Annotated in this window: 20 protein-coding genes and 1 tRNA gene; 14 read left to right on the top strand and 7 right to left on the bottom strand. The window is 68.9% G+C overall.

Annotated elements, in window-relative coordinates:
- Positions 1–1851 carry an ABC-F family ATP-binding cassette domain-containing protein gene (locus ACQPXM_RS33375; RefSeq protein ID WP_432941323.1) on the top strand — a complete coding sequence of 617 codons (1851 nt, stop codon included), beginning with the start codon at positions 1–3 and terminating at the stop codon, positions 1849–1851.
- Positions 1852–3033: 1182 nt separating this feature from the next.
- Here ACQPXM_RS33375 and ACQPXM_RS33370 read toward each other — a convergent pair.
- On the bottom strand, positions 3034–3531 hold the full coding sequence (locus ACQPXM_RS33370; protein WP_432941320.1) for a MarR family winged helix-turn-helix transcriptional regulator: 498 nt from the start codon (positions 3529–3531) through the stop codon (positions 3034–3036).
- A gap of 106 nt (positions 3532–3637) precedes the next feature.
- Here ACQPXM_RS33370 and ACQPXM_RS33365 point away from each other — a divergent pair, with 106 nt between their 5' ends.
- Both ACQPXM_RS33365 and ACQPXM_RS33360 read left to right on the top strand, forming a co-directional pair.
- Positions 3638–4639 (top strand): methyltransferase domain-containing protein, encoded by a 1002-nt coding sequence (locus tag ACQPXM_RS33365; RefSeq protein ID WP_432941318.1) that lies wholly within the window; start codon positions 3638–3640, stop codon positions 4637–4639.
- A complete protein-coding gene (locus ACQPXM_RS33360; protein ID WP_432941315.1) occupies positions 4636–4986 on the top strand; it encodes a VOC family protein in 351 nt (116 codons plus the stop codon). The genes ACQPXM_RS33365 and ACQPXM_RS33360 overlap by 4 nt, the downstream gene beginning before the upstream one ends.
- Before the next feature lie 64 nt (positions 4987–5050).
- Here ACQPXM_RS33360 and ACQPXM_RS33355 read toward each other — a convergent pair whose 3' ends face one another.
- Positions 5051–7507, bottom strand: coding sequence for an ABC transporter permease (locus tag ACQPXM_RS33355; RefSeq protein ID WP_432941310.1), 2457 nt, complete (start codon positions 7505–7507; stop codon positions 5051–5053).
- Between the two features lie 2 nt (positions 7508–7509).
- Positions 7510–8289: an ABC transporter ATP-binding protein gene (locus ACQPXM_RS33350; RefSeq protein ID WP_432941306.1), complete on the bottom strand. Its 780-nt coding sequence runs from the start codon at positions 8287–8289 to the stop codon at positions 7510–7512.
- Between the two features lie 291 nt (positions 8290–8580).
- On the opposite strand from ACQPXM_RS33350, the gene ACQPXM_RS33345 reads away from it, so the two are divergent.
- Genes ACQPXM_RS33345 through ACQPXM_RS33330 form a run of 4 tightly spaced genes read left to right on the top strand, consistent with a single transcriptional unit; the run spans position 8581 to position 11108 of the window.
- Positions 8581–9741, top strand: coding sequence for a carboxylate-amine ligase (locus ACQPXM_RS33345; RefSeq protein WP_432941304.1), 1161 nt, complete (start codon positions 8581–8583; stop codon positions 9739–9741).
- On the top strand, positions 9738–10379 hold the full coding sequence (locus tag ACQPXM_RS33340; RefSeq protein ID WP_432941302.1) for a methyltransferase: 642 nt from the start codon (positions 9738–9740) through the stop codon (positions 10377–10379). Before ACQPXM_RS33345 ends, ACQPXM_RS33340 begins: the two co-directional genes overlap by 4 nt.
- A 24-nt stretch (positions 10380–10403) precedes the next feature.
- A complete protein-coding gene (locus tag ACQPXM_RS33335) occupies positions 10404–10760 on the top strand; it encodes a hypothetical protein (RefSeq protein WP_432941300.1) in 357 nt (118 codons plus the stop codon).
- Between the two features lie 18 nt (positions 10761–10778).
- On the top strand, positions 10779–11108 hold the full coding sequence (locus tag ACQPXM_RS33330; protein WP_432941298.1) for a nucleoside triphosphate pyrophosphohydrolase family protein: 330 nt from the start codon (positions 10779–10781) through the stop codon (positions 11106–11108).
- Positions 11109–11112: 4 nt separating this feature from the next.
- Here the strand turns inward: ACQPXM_RS33330 and ACQPXM_RS33325 are convergent, their stop codons facing one another.
- Positions 11113–12003, bottom strand: coding sequence for an aminoglycoside phosphotransferase family protein (locus tag ACQPXM_RS33325; protein WP_432941295.1), 891 nt, complete (start codon positions 12001–12003; stop codon positions 11113–11115).
- A gap of 48 nt (positions 12004–12051) precedes the next feature.
- Between ACQPXM_RS33325 and ACQPXM_RS33320 the strand changes: the two genes are divergently transcribed.
- The 4 genes from ACQPXM_RS33320 (at position 12052) to ACQPXM_RS33305 (ending at position 13841) form a co-directional block, all read left to right on the top strand.
- Positions 12052–12381, top strand: coding sequence for a hypothetical protein (locus tag ACQPXM_RS33320; protein WP_432941293.1), 330 nt, complete (start codon positions 12052–12054; stop codon positions 12379–12381).
- Positions 12382–12536: 155 nt separating this feature from the next.
- The gene (locus ACQPXM_RS33315) at positions 12537–12953 is read left to right on the top strand and encodes a hypothetical protein (RefSeq protein WP_432941291.1); all 417 of its coding nucleotides are present in this window, start codon (positions 12537–12539) and stop codon (positions 12951–12953) included.
- Between the two features lie 125 nt (positions 12954–13078).
- Positions 13079–13444, top strand: coding sequence for a VOC family protein (locus tag ACQPXM_RS33310; RefSeq protein WP_432941288.1), 366 nt, complete (start codon positions 13079–13081; stop codon positions 13442–13444).
- Positions 13445–13505: 61 nt separating this feature from the next.
- Positions 13506–13841 carry a hypothetical protein gene (locus ACQPXM_RS33305; protein WP_432941286.1) on the top strand — a complete coding sequence of 112 codons (336 nt, stop codon included), beginning with the start codon at positions 13506–13508 and terminating at the stop codon, positions 13839–13841.
- Between the two features lie 960 nt (positions 13842–14801).
- Here ACQPXM_RS33305 and ACQPXM_RS33300 read toward each other — a convergent pair.
- The 3 genes from ACQPXM_RS33300 to ACQPXM_RS33290 all read right to left on the bottom strand — a co-directional run bounded on the left by ACQPXM_RS33300 (position 14802) and on the right by ACQPXM_RS33290 (position 16204).
- Positions 14802–15299 (bottom strand): hypothetical protein, encoded by a 498-nt coding sequence (locus tag ACQPXM_RS33300; protein ID WP_432941284.1) that lies wholly within the window; start codon positions 15297–15299, stop codon positions 14802–14804.
- A gap of 255 nt (positions 15300–15554) precedes the next feature.
- Positions 15555–15689 carry a hypothetical protein gene (locus ACQPXM_RS33295; protein WP_432941282.1) on the bottom strand — a complete coding sequence of 45 codons (135 nt, stop codon included), beginning with the start codon at positions 15687–15689 and terminating at the stop codon, positions 15555–15557.
- A 443-nt stretch (positions 15690–16132) separates the two neighbouring features.
- Positions 16133–16204: transfer RNA gene (locus tag ACQPXM_RS33290), tRNA-Gln, on the bottom strand.
- Between the two features lie 122 nt (positions 16205–16326).
- Between ACQPXM_RS33290 and ACQPXM_RS33285 the strand changes: the two genes are divergently transcribed.
- The 3 genes from ACQPXM_RS33285 to ACQPXM_RS33275 all read left to right on the top strand — a co-directional run bounded on the left by ACQPXM_RS33285 (position 16327) and on the right by ACQPXM_RS33275 (position 19377).
- Positions 16327–17370, top strand: coding sequence for an acyl-CoA desaturase (locus ACQPXM_RS33285; protein WP_432941279.1), 1044 nt, complete (start codon positions 16327–16329; stop codon positions 17368–17370).
- Positions 17371–17478: 108 nt separating this feature from the next.
- The gene (locus tag ACQPXM_RS33280; RefSeq protein ID WP_432941277.1) at positions 17479–18120 is read left to right on the top strand and encodes a TetR/AcrR family transcriptional regulator; all 642 of its coding nucleotides are present in this window, start codon (positions 17479–17481) and stop codon (positions 18118–18120) included.
- Positions 18121–18198: 78 nt separating this feature from the next.
- Positions 18199–19377 carry a sensor histidine kinase gene (locus tag ACQPXM_RS33275; RefSeq protein ID WP_432941275.1) on the top strand — a complete coding sequence of 393 codons (1179 nt, stop codon included), beginning with the start codon at positions 18199–18201 and terminating at the stop codon, positions 19375–19377.
- Positions 19378–19431: the final 54 nt, after the last annotated feature.

Below are 19431 nucleotides of genomic sequence, written 5' to 3'. Positions count from 1 at the left end.
ATGGCTGCCACCCCCGCACCCAATCTGGTCAATCTCGAAGCCGTCTCCAAAGGCTTCGGCACCCGGCTTCTGCTCGACAAGGTGAGTCTCGGCGTCGGCCGGGGCGACCGGGTCGGAGTGGTCGGGCGGAACGGGGACGGCAAGTCGACGCTGCTGCAGCTCCTCGCCCGCCGGGAGGAGCCGGACGACGGCCGCGTCACGCAGAACCGGGACCTCCGCCTGGGCTACCTCGGCCAGAGCGACGACCTGGACCCGAACCTCACCGTCAGCCAGGCGGTGCTCGGCGACGCCGAGACCTACACCTGGGCGGCCGACCCGCGAGCGCGTTCCGTGATGGAGCACCTGCTCGGTGAGATCGACCACGAGGCGCTGATCGGCACGCTGAGTGGTGGTGAGCGCCGGCGGACCTCCCTGGCGAGGCTGCTGCTGACGGATGTCGACCTGCTGGTTCTCGACGAGCCGACCAACCACCTGGACATCGAGGCGGTCAACTGGCTCGCCGCGCACGTGGTCGACCGGGCCGGCGCGCTGATCGTCGTCACCCACGACCGATGGTTCCTCGACGCGGTCTGCACGCAGACCTGGGAGGTGCAGGGCGGCCGCGTTTCGTCGTACGACGGTGGCTACGCGGCGTACGTGCTGGCCAAGGCCGAGCGTTCGCGTTCCGAGCAGGTCAGCGAGGCCAAACGACAGAACCTGCTGAAGAAGGAGCTCGCCTGGCTGCGCCGCGGCGCACCGGCCCGGACGTCGAAGCCGAAGTTCCGGATCGACGCCGCGAACGCCCTGATCGAGAACGAGCCGGCCCCGCGCGACAAGCTCGCGCTGTCGAAGCTGGCGACGTCCCGGCTGGGCAAGGACGTGTACGACGCGGAGAACGTCACGTTGAAATTCGGCGACCGGGTGATGCTCGACCACGTCACGTTCCGGCTGGGCCCGGCCGACCGGATCGGGCTGCTCGGCCCGAACGGCGCCGGCAAGACGACGTTCCTCAAGGTGCTGACCGGTCAGCTGGCGCCGGACGCCGGCCTGGTCAAGCAGGGCAAGACGGTCCGGATCGCGAACCTGTCGCAGACCCTCGACGAGGTCGACGGCATGAAGACCGTGCTCGCGCACATCACCGACATCAAGCGCACGGCCGCGCTGGCCGGGCACAGCGGTGAGCTGACCTCGTCGCAGCTGCTCGAGCGGTTCGGCTTCACCGGCGACAAGCTGACCACGCGGATCAGCGATCTGTCCGGTGGCGAACGGCGCCGGCTGCAACTACTGCGGATCCTGCTGGACGAGCCGAACGTGCTGATCCTCGACGAGCCCACCAACGACCTGGACGTCGAGACGCTGACCGTGCTGGAGGACTTCCTCGACAGCTGGCCCGGGGTGGTCGTGGTGGTCACGCACGACCGGTACTTCCTCGAGCGGGTCAGCGACATGGTCTACGCGATCATGGGCGACGGGAAGGTGCGGCATCTGCCGCGCGGGGTCGAGCAGTATCTGGACGAGCTCGAAACTGGTGCGCCGGGGCGTCGGGTCGTGTCTTCGGGTGGTGGTGTTGCCGGGGCGGCCGCGGCCTCTGAGATGAGCGTTGGTACGTCAAGCGCTGGTACGTCGAGCGCTCCCGCCCCCGCCCCGGTCGACGCTGCCGCGGCTCGGGCCGCGAAGAAGGAGCTGAACCGGCTTGAGCGACAGCTGTCCAAGCTGGCCGACACCGAGAAGAAGCTGCACGACCAACTCGCCGCCCACGCCAGCGACTACGGCCGGCTCGCGGAGCTCGACACCGAACTGCGCAAGCTGAACGAGGAACGCGAAGAGCTGGAGAGCGCTTGGCTGGAAGCGGCGGAGCGGGCGGAGAGTTAGTACGTGGGGGAGGGGTTCTTCCCCACGCGCCGCTCCGCGCGCTCCTTCGTCGCGTGCTACGCGGTGCTCCCGCCCGCCCGATCAGGAGTGCGCGCTGCCGCGCGAGGGCGCGCTGCCGCGCCCGGGTACGCGCTTCGCGCTGAGTACGCGCTGCCGCGAGTGCGCGCTTCGCGCCGGGGTGCGCGCTGTCGCGCTGAGGTATGCGCTGTCGCGCGAGGGTCGCGCTTCGCGCTGAGTACGCGCTGCCGCGGGAGGACGCGCTGCCGCGAGTGCGCGCTTCGCGCCGGGGTGCGCGCTGTCGCGCTGAGGTATGCGCTGTCGCGCGAGGGTCGCGCTCGCGCTGAGCGCGCGCTGTCGCGTGAGGACGCGCAAGGTAACGGGCGCGCTACGGATCTGCAGAAGGGGCGGTCGGCGAGCGCCCGACACGACTCACCGCAGCGAGCCGGTGGCCGGCCGCTTCAGCGGGCGCTGTGGCCGGCGGTGGCCTCCGCGCTCACGGAGTGCATATTCGCCCTCGCGGGATGCCCTGATTGCGCGAGGACACGCTGTGGTCGGTCGAGGAAACGTGGGGATGCGCCCGACGCCCCGAGTACGGGTGTCGCTTCGGCACCCACGCAACTGCTATCCCGCATCGACTGTGGCGCCGCATGCACGCAGTCCTGCCCTCCAGAAGCACCAACTGTGCGCTTCCGCACGGCGCATCGGGGTTACTGGCCGGTTGAACTCAGTAAAACCGCCGGGTAACCACCACAACGCACGGACTCCTGACGCACCGAAATATCCAGCATTCTCGGCTTGTGTATACATGATCAAATTCCCCGACGCCGTGAATCGCGGCGTGCGCTCCCATCCCCTGTGATTGGGAGCGACGCCGCGACCACCACCTGGGTGAGCGGGCCCCGTGCCGGTCCACGTTGTCCGGGCCCCGAGCCCCGGACACCATCGACCTCTCTCGGCGAACCACCTCTTGCCGCCGAAAGACCTTGTTCGCAACGATGCGTAGCCATAAACACACCGACAGTGAGGACATTAGTGCGCATGGTGACTCAGTGTCGACAGTCGTTCGCTACAGCACCTTCACGATCCGGTTGCAACTAGCAACGATCGGGTCGGGTATTAAGTGACGCGCCGTCTTTTCGGATTATTCGAGCGTTATTCGGCCGGTTTCCGGAGGTTGAACCTTCAATGCGTTTCCTGGTCGAAGGGACCGACTAGATCGCGCAGGAGCCGGGCGAGTTTGGCCTGGTCGCGGTCGGTGACGGCGGCCAGCAGGGTGCGCTCGTGGGTGAGGAGATCGGCGAGGGCTGCGTCGACCGCGTCGCGGCCTGCGGTGGTGAGTTGAACCAGTACGCCGCGGCGGTCGGCCGGATCCGGGAGGCGCTCGACCAGGCCGCGCGCAGCCAGGCGGTCGACGCGGTTCGTCATCGTGCCGGAGGTCACGAGCGTCTCCTTGAGGAGCCGGCCGGGGGAGAGTTGGTACGGCGCGCCGGCGCGGCGCAGGGCGGCCAGGACGTCGAACTCCCAGGACTCCAGTCCGTGCGTCGCGAACGCCTGACTGCGGGCGCGGTCCAGGTGCCGGGCGAGCCTGCTCACCCGGGACAGCACCTCCATGGGCGCCACGTCGAGATCGGGGCGCTCCCGGCGCCAGGCCTCGATCAGCCGGTCGACCTCGTCTTTCATGGGATCGAGAGTATCCGTCAAGACTCTTGACATCAAGACACCTCGCGAGCGTAGGGTGAGAGCGTAGGTATCTTGACGTCAAGAGATCTCGCAAAGAGGAGCCGCGATGCGCACGTCCCCGGTGTGGAACCCGCAGCAGTACGGCAAGTACGCCGACGAGCGGGGCCGCCCGTTCGCCGACCTGGTCGGCCGCATCGGCGCGCTCCCCGGGGCTGGGCAGGCGGGTGGACCTGGGGTAAGTGCAGAGGCGCCAGCGGTCGGCGCTCCCGGCGCCGCCGATGCGGCCGCTTGTGGCGTTCCCGGCGCGGCTGCCGCGCCCGCGGCCGGCGCTCGCGACGCGGCCACGGTAGGCGTTCCCGATGCGGCCGCCGTTGGCGCGCCCACCGCGCCAACCGCCGACGCCCACAACCCCGTCGTCCTCGACCTCGGCTGCGGCCCCGGCAACCTCACCGTCGGTCTCCTCGACCGGTGGCCCTCGGCAACGATCCACGGTGTCGACAGCTCCGCCGAGATGATCGCCGAGGCCGAGAAGCTCCGATCCGACCCCGCGATCGCCGCCCGCCTGACCTTCGAGGTCGGTGACCTTCGCGACTGGTCCGCCCCCACAGAATCAATCGACGTGATCGTCACGAACGCCACGCTGCAGTGGATCCCCGAGCAACTCGACCTGCTGCCCGGCTTCGTCGACGCGCTCCGGCCAGGCGGCTGGCTCGCGATCCAGATCCCGGGCAACGGCGACGCGCCCTCGCACGCCATCCTGCGCGAGCTGGCCGGGCGACCGCCGTACGCGGAGTACGCGGCGGGCAAGTCGCTGCGCCCGGACGTTCCGGGGCCGGCGGAGTACGTCGAGGCGCTCAGTGCGCTCGGGTGCACGGTCGACGCCTGGGAGACGACGTACAACCATCTGCTGCAAGGCGACAACGCCGTACTGGAGTGGGTGAAGGGGACCGGTGCGCGGCCGGTGCTGCAGTCGTTGCCCGACGGTCTACGCCAACAGTTCGAGGTCGAGTACGGCGCAAGGCTCGCGGAGGCTTATCCGCGGCGGGAGTTCGGCACGTTGCTGCCGTTCCGGCGGATCTTCGCGGTGGCGCGGAAGGCGGAGCGGTGACGCGGCTCGACCACGTGCAGGTGTCCTGCCCGCCGGGCGGTGAGGAGGTGGCGCGGGCGTTCTACCGCGACGCGCTCGGGTTGACCGAGATCGCGAAGCCACCGTTGCTGGCGGCAAGGGGCGGGTGCTGGTTCAAGCAAGGCGACGCCGAGATCCACGTCGGGGTGGAGGCCGACTTCCGGCCGGCCCGGAAAGCACATCCGGCGTTGGCGGTCGACGACCTGGACGCACTGGCCGCCAAGTTGGAAGCACTCGGCTATCCGGTGACCTGGGACAACGACACCATCCCCGGCCGCCGCCGCTTTCACACCGCCGACGGCCACGGCAACCGCATCGAGATCGTCTGACGACCCGCAGCGTCCGAAGAACCGAGCGCCATAGGCCTCGGTTCTTCGGACGCCAACAGGGGAACTACTCCGAGGCGAGGGCCCCAGCGGGGGCGACCTTCGCCGCGCGACGGGCCGGCAGGACCGACGCGAGCAGACCCGCGACCGCCGCGACGAGCGCGATCGTGACCAGCAGGCCGACCGGTACGGCGTACTGGACCTTGCCGTCGGTCTGCGAACTCATCAGCGCCGCGGTGCCGGTCCAGCCGTAGACCAGGCCGAGCACGATGCCCAGTCCGGCCGCGACCAGGGCCATCAGCAACGATTCGACGGCGAGCATGCCGCGGAGCTGGCGGCGGGTCAGACCCATTGCCCTCAGCAACGCGTTCTCCCGGGTGCGCTCGAGCACCGACAGGCTGAGCGTGTTGCCGACGCCGACCAGCGCGATCAACACCGAGACGCCGAGCAGGCCGACTGCGACGATCAGCAGTACGTCGAAGACCTTGGTGTAGCTGCTGCGCTCGGCCAGACCGCCTTCGACGTTCAGCACCTTCACCGTCGGCAGCGACTGCTGGACCGCGTCGATCACGTCGGACCCGTCAGCCTTGGGATCGGAGGCCAACCAAAAACCGGAGACCTTCGCCTGCGGTGCCAGTCGTTGCAGGTCGGCGTCGGTGAGCGTGATCGGGTCCAGACCGACGGCTTGATGAGCTTTCAGGGTGAGCTTGTTGCCACCCGAAACCAGCGTGAGGTCTGAACCCTCCTGCACGGACAGCATCCGCATGGTCGGCTTGTCGAGCAGGACGACCCCCGGCCGCAACTGGCTGACCAGCTGCGGGTTGTGGACGACCGAGCCGGTCTTGGCCTGGTCGACACCGGTGATGCTCAGCGTCTCCTGCCCGGCCTTCACCTCGACGCTGCGGACCGGAACGACCTGGGTGATGCCCTTGATGTCGCGCAGTTGCTGCTCCGCGCTGGCCGGGAGCTTCGCGTCGTACGTGCGGACCATCAGGTCGACCGGGAACTCGTCGTCCATCGTGACGTCGAAGGTCTTGCGCACCGACGCGATGCCCACACAGGTCAGGCTGATCAACGTGACACCGATCAGCAGCGCGGACGTGGTGGCCGCCGTACGGCGGGGGTTGCGGACGGCGTTCGCCACCGCGATCCGAGCCGGTACGCCGCCCTTGCGGGCCGGCAGCGCGCCGAGCAGCCGGACCAACGCCGGGACGAGCAGCGAACCGACCGCCAGTACGCCGACGAACGAGAGCACACCGCCGCCGACGCCGATCACGACCTGACCGCTCGCAGCGCTTGCTGCCAGCAACAGTCCGCCGCCGGCCAGGAGCAGGAAGCCGAGCACGATCCGGACGATGCCGCGCTTCGACGCGGCCACCGGGGCCGCCTCGGGGCGCAGGGCCGCCAGCGGCGCGACCTTGGTGGCGCGGCGGGCCGGGACGATCGCGGCCAGTACGGTCGCGACGGTGCCGAGCAGCAGCGGCGCGAAGATCGACACCAGGTCGAGGTGCAGGCTGATCGGCGGCAGTTCCAGGTCGAACTCCCGCGACAGCGCGAGGCCGAGCGCGGACAGCGCGATCCCGACCACCACACCGACCGCGGAGGCGACCAGGCCGACCACGGCCGCTTCGGCGAGCACCGAGGAGAACACCTGCCGGCGGGAGGCGCCGACGCAGCGCAGCAGCGCCATCTCGCGGGTCCGCTGGGCGATCACGATCGTGAAGGTGTTGGCGATCACCAGGCAGGCGACGAACAGCGCGATCACGGCGAACATGCCGAACACGCCGCCGAGCACGTCGATGCCGTTGGTCAGGCCCTTCACCTCGTGGTCGATCCAGCCGGTACCGGTGTAGACCTGCAGGCCGGACGCGATCGGCGTGATCGCGGCGACCAGGGCCTCCTGGTCGGTGCCGGGCTGGGCGGCGACCTTGATCTGGTTGATGTAGCTCTGCGGCTCGAAGATCTTCACCGACTGCGGCGTCGCCACGGCCGAGCCGGAACCGAAGCTGGTCCCGTCGTCGAGGATGCCGACCACGGTCACGGTCCAGCGCTTGTCGTCGTACGAGCTGAGCTGGAGCTTGCTGCCGAGGGCGACCTTGTTCTTCTCGGCCGTCCGGGCCGGGAGCGCGATCTCGAGCGTGCTGGCGGGCAACCGGCCCTGCGACGTCGTGGGGCCGGCGATCTTCGAGGTGTCGTAGAGCGCCTTCACCCCGAGGTACGTCGGGCGGACCTGACCGGCCCACTGGACCTGCAGGTACGCACCGGTGTCGACGACAACCGACGCGGCCTGCGGCAGCTTGCGGATCGCGGCCACGTCCTTGGCCTCGACCGAGCGGTCGTTGCTGACCACCACCGCGTCGACCCCGGCGTTGGCCTTGCCGATGGTCTCGTCGATCCCGTGCGACGCCGAGGCGTGCACGGACAGCGCCAGGGTGCCGAAGCCGACCCCCAGCACGATCGCCAGGCAGGCGGCGATCAGGCGGCCCAGATGGGCGCGCAGCGAGGAGAGGATGGAGCGTCGCACGGTCAGGCCCCCAGCTGCCGCAGGGCGCCGAGCACGGTCTCCGGCGTCGGCTCGAGCAGTTCGCCGGCCAGCTTGCCGTCGGCCAGCAGGACCACGCGGTCGGCGTACGAGGCGGCGAGCGGGTCGTGGGTGACCATGACGACGGTCTGGCCGAACTCGCGCACGCTGCGGCGCAGGAAGCCGAGCACCTCGGCGCCGGAGCGGGAGTCCAGGTTGCCGGTCGGTTCGTCGGCGAAGACGACCTCGGGCCGGCCGACCAGTGCGCGCGCGACGGCCACGCGCTGCTGCTGGCCGCCGGACAGTTCCGACGGGCGATGGGTGAGGCGGTCTTGCAGGCCGAGTACGTCGATCAGGGTGGTGAGCCACTCCTGGTCGGGCTTGCGGTTGCCGAGCTCCAGCGGCAGCAGGATGTTGTCCTTGGCCGAGAGCATCGGGAGCAGGTTGAACGACTGGAAGACGAAGCCGATCCGGTCGCGGCGGATCCGGGTCAGCTCGGCGTCCGGCAGCGTGGTCAGCTCGGTCTCGCCCAGCAGCACCTGGCCCGACGTGGGCGTGTCGAGGCCCGCCAGGCAGTGCATCAGCGTCGACTTGCCGGAGCCCGACGGGCCCATGATCGCGGTGAACCGGCCGACCCCGAAGTCGACGGACACCCCGTCGAGGGCCGCCACCGCGGTGTCGCCCTGCCCGTACACCTTGCGGAGCTCGTGGGCGCGGATCGCGGTCCGGGGGGCGGTGTCCTGCGGCAAACGGCCGAGCGGGAGCTCGCCGGTCTGGATGGTCATCGGTCTCCTTGGAGGTACCTCGTGAACGAGCCTGTCCCGCCCACGTCATCGAAGGTATTGATTCGCGGCGCCGGTCTCGTCGGACCAGGGAATGGACTCGGCGTACGACCTGGGTCGTAGCCGAGCGCAACGTGTCTGAGCCGGCAGCTTCCTGGTCAGCGAGGTCGTGCGGTCCGGGGCCGATTGCGGGGCAGACGGGAGGGGTATCGGAAGGGCGGGTTCGGCAGTGAGCCTGAGGGATGCCGTGGCGCGGTCCGCGTCCGGTCCGCACGAAGGGCTTCGGTGCTGCCTGTGATCGACCGGAACGCCGTACCGAAGGCGGCTGCTGCGTACGCCGTACCTGATGCGCACGCCGTACCTGATGCGCACGCCGTACCTGATGGCGCGTCGTTGCGGGCGTTGTTCGCGAGCACGGTGCCGGGGACGGTCGGGTTCGAGGAAGAGCTGGTGGTGGTGCACCGGGGGAGCTGGATGCCCGCCGAGGCTTCCGTGGTGGTCGCCGCCGCTGGTGATCGTCGGGTGAAGCCGGAGCTGCCCGCCTGCCAGCTCGAGATCGCGACGTCCGTGCACGAGAAGGTGACGGAAGCCGTCGAGGAGTTGCGCTCCTGCCGGGCGTTGGTCGCCGATGCCTGCGGACCGGACCTGGCCGTGATCGCCGCGCCGGTTCATCCGCTGCTCGACGGGCCGACCGCGTTGGCGCCCACGCAACGGGCCGCTGGGCTGGGGGATCGCTACCGCGAGGTGATCGGACGGCAGCTGGTTTCGTCGCTGCAGGTCCATCTGGCGTTCGGTGACGCCGATTGCACCTTGGGTGTCTATCACGCGTTACGCGACGTCCTGCCCGAGTTGGCCGCGCTGGCTGGTGCCGCGCCCTTCTTCGCGGGGCGTGACACCGGGTTGTGTTCGGTCCGTCCGGTGATCGCGTCCGAGCTGCCCCGGCAGGGGGTGCCGCCGATCATCAACTCCTGGGAGGAGTTCGCGGACGAACTGGCCTGGATGGTCCGGGGCAGCACCTTGGCCGATGCGTCGGAGTGGTGGTGGGAGCTGCGGCCGCATCTGCGGTACGGGACGCTCGAGCTGCGGGTGCTCGACGTACAGGCGACGGTGGAGCGGACCAGCGCGATCGCTCGCTTCGTCCACGCGCTCGGCGCCCATCTCGCCTACCAGCACCACGTCCGCGAGCTGCCGCCGCCCGCACCGAGCTGGCGGATCGCCGAGAACCGGTGGTCCGCGCTCCGCGACGGCGTCCGGGGCGAACTGCTCGACCTGCGGACCGGATCGGTCCTGCCTACCCGCCGTCGTCTGCACGACTTGATCGACGCCGCCGAGCCGTATGCGCCGGGCGGACTGGACGACGTACGGGCGCTGGTGGAGGACCCACCGGTCGATCAACTTCGCGCGCTCGGACCGGAGCGCGTCGTCCCCTGGCTCGCGGAGGTGTTCACCGCATGAAACTGCTGACCCTGCCCGGCGTCTTCGCCCCGATCTCCGACTCGTGGATGCTCGCCGACGCCATCCGCGCGGAGACACTCGGCCCCGGCTCGCGCGCCCTCGACATCTGCACCGGCAGCGGCGTCCTCGCGCTGACCGCCGCACAGTGCGGAGCCGACACCACCGCGGTCGACGTGTCCCGGCGAGCCCTGCTCACCGTGCGGCTGAACGCGCGCCGGGCCGGTGTGTCCGTCCGGACTCGGAGAGGACGGACGTTCGGACCGGTCGCCGGCGAACGCTTCGACCTGATCGCCAGCAATCCGCCGTACGTGCCTTCGCCGCGGCCCGACGTACCGCGCCGGGGCGCCAGCCGAGCATGGGAGGCCGGGCACGACGGGCGCATCGTCCTCGACGCCATTTGCGACGGGGCTCGCGGTCATCTGACGCCTGGGGGTGTCCTGCTCCTGGTGCACTCGTCGCTGATCGGCACGGAGAAGACCCTGGACCGTCTGCGGAGGGCTGGTCTGGTGGATGTCGAGGTCCGCTCCTCCGTCCGCGGCCCGCTGGGGCCCTTGATGAAGGCCCAGCAGGCCGCCGGGACGATCCCCGCCGACGTCGAGGAGGAGGACGTGGTCATCATCCGGGCCGTCGCTCCGTGACGCTTTGGTGTTTGAATCAGCGGCATGTCCCGTGCGCTCCTGATCGGCCTGTACGTCGCTTGGCCGGTGGTCATCGCGGTTGTGCGTGCTCGGGTACGCCGCCGCTTCGTCGCCGTCGCGGCGATGAGCTGGCTGGGCGCTGTGGTGATCGCAACCACTGCGGAACCGGCTGGCTCAGGGCTCGTTGTGGGACTGCCGGTTGGAGTGGGTGTGTTCCTGCTCGCGTGGATGGTCACCTTCGACGGGGTCAGCTTCGAATGGGACAGTGCCAAGACGTACTGGGAGGACCCCCGACCGGCCCCGGCTGCCGAGAAAGTGGCTGCCCTGCTGGTGACGTTGCTCGGCTTGTCCGGGATCGCGGTCGGTGTGCTCGGGACCTGAGCGGCCTACAGTCTCCGCATGGATCTGAACGACTACCAGCAGGCAGCCCTTCGCACCGCCGCACCGAAGGACAAACACAACGAGCTGTTCCATCTCTTGCTCGGGCTGGTCGGCGAGACCGGTGAGATCGCCGAGAAGGCGAAGAAGATCGTCCGCGACAAGGACAGCGACTTCTCTCAATGGGACATCGAAGACCTCACGAAGGAACTCGGTGACACGCTGTGGTACGTCGCCGTGATCGCGGACTACTTCGACGTCCCGCTCGAAGCTGTTGCCCAGCGCAACATTGAGAAACTCGCCGACCGGCAGAAACGCTCGATGCTCGGCGGTAGCGGAGACAATCGCTGATCTTTCAGCAGGCGATCCCCGCCACGGCTTCGTTCATGGAAACCCGTTCGGACGACTCACCGAACTCCAAACTCCAGAGCGCATCCTTGACCGCGCACGCCTGCACCCACCGCATGACTCGCTCCCGATCCAATTCAGCTGCCTCGGCGAACGCCCCCAGCTGGTACGACAACGTTTTCACCAGTTCCGCCATCGAGGGCCAGCGGTCCCGGAGCAGATAGACCGCGTCATAGGCGGGATCGCCCGCCCACCCCTTCGGATCGATCACCACCCAAGGCTCGCGCTCGCTCCTGAGCACGTTGCTGAAGTTCATGTCCCCATGAACCAGCAGGTTCGGTTGCTCCGCGGCCAGGTGACGACAGGCCTCGACCGCGCGTCCCACAAGCCGACCCGCCAGCGGCGCCCGCAGCCTCCGATGCCGTGACTCGATCTCCTTCGCCCAGCCCTCAGCCACCACCCTCAGCGACGGCACGTCGTCCGGCGCCGCCACCGCCAGCCGACGATTCAGCCGCCCCGCGACCACGACTCGCTCAACCGCATCGGGCACATCCCGCAAGGAGCCTCTACTCGCCTGTTCCAACACCATCGCGAACGCCTGCGCATCGTTCTCCAGCAACCGCACCGCACCACGCCCCGCCCACACGGCCAGTGCCTTCGGCTCCGCGACGTTGCCAGGATGAGGAAACGAGATCTTCAAAACCGCAGCCGTCCCGTCGCCCCGCCGTACCGGTACGACGACGCCAACCCCGCCGTGCATCACCGCACCCGACGGCGTCAGTTCCCACTGCCGCAGCGCCTGATCGACCAGCCCCGGCAGCGCATCAATCCAAGCCCGACCCGACGCGTTCTCCCGCCCACTGATCTCGCGCGCGAACGCCTCCGGAACGTCGATCACCCGCGTCATCTCCTCGCCCCTCGCCGGATCTACGTCACGATAGGTCCCATGCGAGTCGACCTCTCGGAGACCCAGTGGGACGCCATCGAGCAGGGCCGGCTCACCAGTCCTGATGGAGTCCTCTTCCAGAGGCGTGGCACTCGGACCAAGCGTCGAATCTGCGACGAGGTGATCTCGCATGGGGCACCGCTCGTGCTCTTCTACTGGGCCGGCGGTCAGCTGGACTGGCTCTCTGGGGCAGACGCACAGGACGAGTGGCAGTCGGTCCGCGCCGCCGTGACCGCCGAGCCACGAGCAAGTGGAGACCTGGAATGGACGGCCGGACTCTGGCAGTCCGAGACCGACCAGACCGTCGTGGTCCTGACCGGCCACTGCTGAGGCAAGCCTGCATGTCTCGCGTCTTCCCGTCTGCCGTCCAGCCAACCCGTCGCGCTGGAGCGCAGTGCCAAGCGTGAGTGTGAAATCTGCAGATCGTCGGGAATGCTTCGTGCCGGGCCGGACGGCGGCCGCAGTTCCGAGTCGAGGGAGTGAGAATGCTGACCGAACTCCATGCGGAGATCGCGCGCCAGGGCGGATACGACGGGGCCGGCCCCGAGCCCGTTGTCAGTCTGGAGTTGTTCTTCGACGGGAACGACGATCTCGCCTCGATCGGCAGCAATCTGTCCGACCATCCCGGTCCTGCTCACTTTTACGGCGTTCTGAGCGCCATACGCGACCGTCCCGATGTTCACAGCGTCTGGGTTGGCGTGTCCGAGGTGATGGGACCGGACGAGTGGCCGTTCAGCGACCACGTCTACGTGGTGACGACAGCATCTCCAGCCGAAGTCGGGTCCTGGGCAGCCTCGTTGGGTGCGGACATGCCGGGGGACGACTGGTGGAACGACGCACCTCCTCTGCGGGAGATCGAAGTTCCGCCCCAGACTCGTCTGGTCACGCTCTGGTGGGATTGAGCCGAGAGCGCGGTGGCCCCCGATCACGCGATCAGGTCGTCGCCTTGGCCGGCGCGCTCTGTGCAATCGATCCGCAGCTTCTGTTAGCAACGGCGTTAGCACGATCAACTTTGAAGGAGCAGATCATGCCGGGTTCGACGGGCGGGGCACTGATCCACATCAACCCGATCCTGAACGTCTCCGATCTACAGGCCAGCATGAAGTTCTACACAGAGGTCCTCGACTTCGAACTCCTTGGCACCTTCGGAGATCCGGCCGACTTCGGCATCATCCGCTGGGACGAGCACGAGATCTATCGGTGCGTGAATGGCCAAGGCCAGCCCGGTACGTGGCTTGCGTTGTTCGTCAGCGAACCTGCCGCGCTGTACGAACGACTGGCGAGCAACGAAGCCGAAATCCTGATGCCGTATGCGGGTGACGGGGGCGAATTCCGCGTCGCGGACCCGGACGGACATGTGCTCCGGGTGTTCCCGGGTTCTTCTGAGGAATAGCCGATCGGGCACAATGCCGCGGGTGAGCCGCCCTGCATTGACCTCGCTGACGTTTGCTGGCATGGACGACGTGACGAGTGTTGCTGACTTGTTGGGCCGCACCCTCGGGCTTGAGTTCGAGCCGCGCAGCAGCGACTACCGCGGGGGCGACTACTTCCTCGCGGGCGACTGGCGGCGCGATGACTTCCCTGAATTGGTCTACGTCCAGCCCAACGAGGACCTCGAAGAGCCTGCGGAACCGGAGTATGCGGCTTATCCGACGCTGGTGTACGTCGAGAGCACACTCCGCGCGGATCGACTGATACAGGCCCTCGCCAGCACTGATCTCGTCTTCGTGCGACGGGAGGATTGGGACGATCTGCGGGACTCCGCCGCCACAGCTGCCCCGGCCTGCTGATAGGCGGGCGGTAGCCCGTAAACGCGCGCGGGAGCACCGCGCAGCACGCGAGGAGCTCCGTGAGACCGTCGACCGGCTTCGGGAAACCTTCGAGTCGACGGCCAGTTCGGCCGGCCCAACCGGGCAGGGGAGTCCAGGGGATCCAGAAGCGCGCCTGCGGAGGTTGTCCGCGCTCTTCGAAGATGGCGTCATCACTGATCAAGATTTCGAGGACGGTAAGTCGGCGCTACTAGACGAGCCTGCCCCCACAGTTCTGAAGCCACTGCCGCCGGCTCGGGTGCACGACCTCCGGTATGCATCACGCCACGCTGCTGACGGCCGGAATTTCTGTACACGTGGTCGCGGAACGTCTCGGCATCCGGCCCTGCGGTCAGCCCTTCGGGTCTACGCCCACGCCATCCGACAGAACGCCCGCATGAGGAGCGCACAGGCCGGTGGCAGCCCCCGATGCGCGCGGGAGCACGTGCTCAGCGCGATTGGCGCACCCTCGTTCGCCAGCGCGGCACTCCGCGACAGCGCCCAAGCGCGCCACGGTGTGGCAGCCGGCGCGCCAGCGCGAAGAATGGCTTACCCGGGCGACAGCGCGAAAGCGCGCCAAGCGCTCCCCCGCGCCCTCCGAAACGGGCGGCAGCCCGCAATTCGCGCGCCAGCGCGGCACTCAGCGCGCCAAGCGCGCACCCAGCGCGCGCCAGCGCGCCCACGAAGCGGGCGCCAGCACGCGCACCCCTGACCGGGCGGGCGGGAGCACCGCGCAGCACGCGACGAAGGAGCGGGCGTAAGCCGGCGCGTGGGGAAACCACCCCACCGCGCACAAGTTAGCAAGTAGCCAGTTTGGAAGATCGGTCCGAGGTGCGCTCGTGCATGGTCTCCACGCGTGGACCGACGCTCGGTGAGTGTCCTGTTTTGACCTTCGCTGGCCGCCCGTAATAGCACGCTAATCGCACGACGAGCCCAAGGCGATCACGGCGTAACCGTGATCTGCTGCGCGATCTCGACCACCCTGTCGGGGCCTATCAGTGCCTCGTGTATCGATCCCGGCGGCAGCTGAGCACCACTGAACACGAATACCTGAGTTCCGTTCGGTCGGACGAGCCGAACCATGGAGTCGCGGATGAAGGCTGTGGATCCGTCTGCCAGCGTGCGGACCTCTGAACAGCGGTGCTGTGGCGGCGCGTCCATTCCGTCACAAACCGTTGGCACGCGCTCGTTGCCGGTGGCGACCTCAACAGTCAGATCCACCGAGTTGGTCGCGGAGCCGGCGGGATAGCGCCAGGACGCTCCCGCCCAAAGCCAGCCCGCTGGTGTGCCGTCCATCTTCAGGAGTTCAGCGTCGCCACGCACAGCGCCAGGTGTCCGCGTGATCTCCGGTGCAACCTGCGTGAACTGCGCCGCCAGCGCCTGAGACCGGGCGGTCGACACAAGCTGGCCGCTGGGCACAGGACCCATCGGTGTCGACATGCGCCCAGCGTTACGCCACTCACCGGCCCGTGACAAGTCGCCACACTCGCCCCGTCCCCCTGGCCGGACAATCGAGCGGCCAGGGGGACGGGGCTAACCGGCGCTCAGACGCCAGACACGTCGGTCATTGGCAGTCGAGATCACGTAGACGAGGAAGCGTCCTGCTCGTTGGGCCCGGCGAGGACGGCGCCCCGGCGCCGCCCGCAGTCCGGGCACGCGCGCCCTTGATCCATAAGAATTCAACTCGGCAGAGAGCTACAGGAGCCGGGCGGTGTACCCGTGGTCGACCAGGTGCTCGTACGCCCGCTTGACCTCGGACGGCATCGGCTGCGGGCTTGCGAACCCGTGCTCGGGGTACACCTCGATTCGCTGGGTATCGCCGACGAGCATGTTCAAGACGCGGTCGACTTCGCCGATCGACTCGACGTATTCGGGCAGCGCAAGCGGCAGGGAGGCACAGACCGGGTCGGCTCTCCGGCCGTCAGTTCGAGCTGCCCCATGACCCTCCGTCTCTACGCCCAGGTCATCCGGCAGGACGCCGTGTAGCGCACGCGCGGGCGGTAGCCCGCAAAATACGCGCGGCAGCGCGTGCTCAGCGCGAAAGCGCGCACCCCTCACGCGCAAGCGCGGTACCCCGCGCCAGCGCCCAAGCGCGCGCCAGCGCCGCACTCCGCGCGCCAAGCGCGCACCCACCGCGCGCCAGCGCGCCCACGAAGCGGGCGCCAGCACGCGCACCCCTGACCGGGCGGGCGGGAGCACCGCGCAGCACGCGACGAAGGAGCGGGCGTAGCCGGCGCGTGGGAAGGAACCACCCCACCGCGCACAAGAAGTTGCTCCCCCGCCAGGTTTCGATCCTGGTCTTCGAGATTCAAAGTCTCGCGGGCTGCCGATTACCCCACGGGGGACCGCTGGTGCGTTCGGACAGTTTGCCATGGGTACCGGGGCGACACGCGAGGGGTTCCCTACCTACGGTTGCGTAGGTTACGGTTGCGTAGGTAAGTAGTCCTCCACCTCGAGGGAACACGACATGACTCCACCCGCCGTGGCAGCACCGGAGGCGCCGAGCCGCGCCCAGGACGTCGACGAGCTCGACATCGACACCGGAACGCTCGGGGGTGAACGCAAACAGATCTGGGAACAGGTCGCGCTGGCGTTGTTCATCGGGATCCCGTTCCTGGCTGTTCTCGCGGCGGTGCCGATCGCCTGGGGTGGGTTCCTCGGGTGGCGCGACATCGTGATCGCGGTGGTCTTCTACACGATCGCGGGACACGGCATCTCGATCGGTTTCCACCGGCTGTTCACCCACAAGTCGTTCAAGCCGAACCGGGCGATGAAGTACGCCCTGGCGATCGCCGGCTCGCTGGCGATCGAGGGGCCCGTGGTGCGCTGGGTGGCCGACCACCGCAAGCACCACAAGTTCTCCGACCGCGACGGCGACCCGCACAGCCCGTGGAAGTACGGCAACACTCTCGGCGCGCTGACCAAGGGCTTCCTGCACGCGCACATCGGGTGGTTGTTCGACACCGAGCAGACTCCGCAGCGGCAGTACGCGCCGGACCTGCTGAAGGACAAGGACATCGTCCGGGTCTCGCGGATGTTCCCGTTCCTGGTGCTGGTCTCGCTCCTGCTGCCGGCCGTGATCGGCGGGCTGTGGTCCTGGTCGTTCGAGGGCGCGCTGACCGCGTTCTTCTGGGCCAGCCTGGTCCGGATCGCGCTGCTGCACCACGTCACCTGGTCGATCAACTCGATCTGCCACACGATCGGCGACCGGCCGTTCAAGAGCCGGGACAAGTCGGGCAACGTCTGGTGGCTGGCGATCCTGAGCCAGGGCGAGTCGTGGCACAACCTGCACCACTCCGACCCGACCTGCGCGCGGCACGGCGTGCTGAAGGGTCAGCTCGACACGTCGGCGCGCTGTATCTGGTTCTTCGAGAAGATGGGCTGGGTCAGCGACGTGCGCTGGCCGGTGCCGGAGCGGCTCGAGGCACGCCGGGTGAGCGCGGCGGAGCAGGCGGCCGAGAAGGCCGCGGAGAAGGCGGCGCGCAGCCGCCGGACCAAGGTCGCGGCCTGAGCGGGTCCGCGTCGCGATCCCCGGCCGGCGCCCGTTCACCGGGCGTCCGGCCGGAAATCTCCCGGCACGGGACACCGCCGTACGGCATGATGCTGACGTGATCTCGACGTGACGGAACCCAAACCGCGGCGGTCCACCCGGATCCGGATGACGAGTGCGGAGCGTCGCGAGCAGCTCATCACCATCGCCCGCGGGTTGTTCGCCCAGAAGGGCTTCGAGGCGACCTCGGTGGAGGAGATCGCGGCCAAGGCCGAGGTCTCCAAGCCGGTCGTGTACGAGCACTTCGGCGGCAAGGAGGGCCTGTACGCCGTGGTCGTGGACCGCGAGGTCCGCAGCCTGCTCGACACCGTGACCGCCTCGCTGACCGCGGGCCGGGCGCACGAGCTGGTCGAGCAGGCGGCGCTCGCGCTGCTGGACTACATCGAGAACTCCTCCGACGGGTTCCGGATCCTGGTCCGGGACTCGCCGGTCGGCTCGTCGAGCGGGTCGTTCATCTCGATCCTCAGCGACGTCGCCACCCGGGTCGAGCACATCCTGGCCGAGGAGTTCAAGCGCCGCGGGCTGGACCCGAAAAACGCGCCGATGTACGCGCAGATGCTGGTCGGCATGGTCGCGCTGACCGGGCAGTGGTGGCTCGACGCGCGCCGCCCGAAGAAGCCGGACGTCGCCGCGCACCTGGTCAACCTGGCCTGGAACGGCCTGTCCGGCCTGGAAGCCAAGCCGACGCTGTCGACCCGCCCGCACAAGTAGGTCTGCAACGCTGGTAGTACCCCGACATCCGCCCGTGGACTGACCTTTCCGGCGGAAAGTCGCCGTACGCTGACCGGCATGACGGGGTTCTTCACGGCTCGGCGCGTGTCGCCGCAGTCCAGGGCGTTCGACCTGCTGCTGGCGGGTGCGCTGACGCTCTTCTTCGGCTTCCTCTCGCTGGCCCAGGCCGGGTTGGCCGGCGTGATCGGCGTGGCGCTGCTGGTCCCGCTGATCTGGCGGCGCAGCCATCCCGAGCTGGTCTTCTTCGGCGTCTCGGCGATCGCAGTGCTGCAGTGGCTGGCCGCGGTCGAGCTGCAGGCCGGCAACGTGGGCCTGCTCGTCGCGCTGTACACGATCTCCGTGTACGGCGAAGTCCGCTACAGCCGCATCGCCCTCGGCGTCGGCGGGCTCGGCGTCCTGATGGCCACCGCCCGGTACTACGCGAACTCCGACTGGCGGCAGCAGATCACGATGATGGTCGCGTTCGGCGCGGTCGTGTTCGGGGTCTGGGCCTTCGGTGAACGCCGCCGCACCCGCGGCCTGTACGTCGCCCAACTGGAGGAGCGCGCCGCCCAGGCCGAGCGTGACCGGGACCGCGAGGCCGCACTGGCCGTCTCCAACGAGCGCACCCGGATCGCCCGCGAGATCCACGACGTGGTCGCGCACGGCCTGTCGATCATGATCGTCCAGGCCGACGGCGGCCTGTACGCCGCGGACGCGTCGCCGGAGCAGGCGAAGAAGGCGCTGGCCACGATCGGCGACACCGGGCGCGCGTCGCTGACCGAGATGCGCAAGATGCTCGGTCTGCTCAAGCAGGACGAGGCCAACGAGCTCGACCCCAACCAGCCGCGCCCGCAACCCGGCGTCTCCTCGCTGCCCGAGCTGATCGAGAACGTCCGCGAGGCCGGCCTCACCGTCGACTACCAGGTCACCGGTACGCCGCGCGACCTGCCCGCGCTGCTCGGCCTGACGGCGTACCGGATCGTCCAGGAGGGTCTGACCAACACGCTCAAACACGCCGGGCCGGGAGCGCGCACGTCCGTGACGCTGGACTTCGGGCACGAGATGCTGACCGTGGTGGTCACCGACGACGGCCGCGGCGGCGGGGTCGCGCCGAGCAACGACCCGGGCCACGGACTGGTCGGGATGCGGCAACGCGCCTCGATCTCCGGCGGTACGGTGAACGCCGGGCCCAAGGCGGGCGGTGGTTACGAGGTGATCGCCAAGCTCCCGTACGCCGGACCCGTTGACCAGTAAGCGAAAACGAGCCGGAGGAACAACAGCGTGAGCGAGACCGACGACGGCGTGATC

The organism is Kribbella sp. CA-253562, from assembly GCF_050942265.1.
In the GTDB taxonomy this organism is placed as follows: domain Bacteria; phylum Actinomycetota; class Actinomycetes; order Propionibacteriales; family Kribbellaceae; genus Kribbella.
Note: the sequence above shows the minus strand (reverse complement) of the source record. Positions and strands in the feature narration are given on the sequence as shown.

Coding starts and splice junctions, on each gene's coding strand:
- ACQPXM_RS33285 (WP_432941279.1), top strand. CDS start 16,327: ATGACTCCACCCGCCGTGGCAGCACCGGAGGCGCCGAGCCGCGCCCAG.
- ACQPXM_RS33330 (WP_432941298.1), top strand. CDS start 10,779: ATGGATCTGAACGACTACCAGCAGGCAGCCCTTCGCACCGCCGCACCG.
- ACQPXM_RS33365 (WP_432941318.1), top strand. CDS start 3,638: ATGCGCACGTCCCCGGTGTGGAACCCGCAGCAGTACGGCAAGTACGCC.
- ACQPXM_RS33335 (WP_432941300.1), top strand. CDS start 10,404: ATGTCCCGTGCGCTCCTGATCGGCCTGTACGTCGCTTGGCCGGTGGTC.
- ACQPXM_RS33275 (WP_432941275.1), top strand. CDS start 18,199: ATGACGGGGTTCTTCACGGCTCGGCGCGTGTCGCCGCAGTCCAGGGCG.
- ACQPXM_RS33310 (WP_432941288.1), top strand. CDS start 13,079: ATGCCGGGTTCGACGGGCGGGGCACTGATCCACATCAACCCGATCCTG.
- ACQPXM_RS33350 (WP_432941306.1), bottom strand. CDS start 8,289: ATGACCATCCAGACCGGCGAGCTCCCGCTCGGCCGTTTGCCGCAGGAC.
- ACQPXM_RS33340 (WP_432941302.1), top strand. CDS start 9,738: ATGAAACTGCTGACCCTGCCCGGCGTCTTCGCCCCGATCTCCGACTCG.
- ACQPXM_RS33315 (WP_432941291.1), top strand. CDS start 12,537: ATGCTGACCGAACTCCATGCGGAGATCGCGCGCCAGGGCGGATACGAC.
- ACQPXM_RS33320 (WP_432941293.1), top strand. CDS start 12,052: ATGCGAGTCGACCTCTCGGAGACCCAGTGGGACGCCATCGAGCAGGGC.
- ACQPXM_RS33370 (WP_432941320.1), bottom strand. CDS start 3,531: ATGAAAGACGAGGTCGACCGGCTGATCGAGGCCTGGCGCCGGGAGCGC.
- ACQPXM_RS33375 (WP_432941323.1), top strand. CDS start 1: ATGGCTGCCACCCCCGCACCCAATCTGGTCAATCTCGAAGCCGTCTCC.
- ACQPXM_RS33305 (WP_432941286.1), top strand. CDS start 13,506: ATGGACGACGTGACGAGTGTTGCTGACTTGTTGGGCCGCACCCTCGGG.
- ACQPXM_RS33300 (WP_432941284.1), bottom strand. CDS start 15,299: ATGTCGACACCGATGGGTCCTGTGCCCAGCGGCCAGCTTGTGTCGACC.
- ACQPXM_RS33295 (WP_432941282.1), bottom strand. CDS start 15,689: ATGCTCGTCGGCGATACCCAGCGAATCGAGGTGTACCCCGAGCACGGG.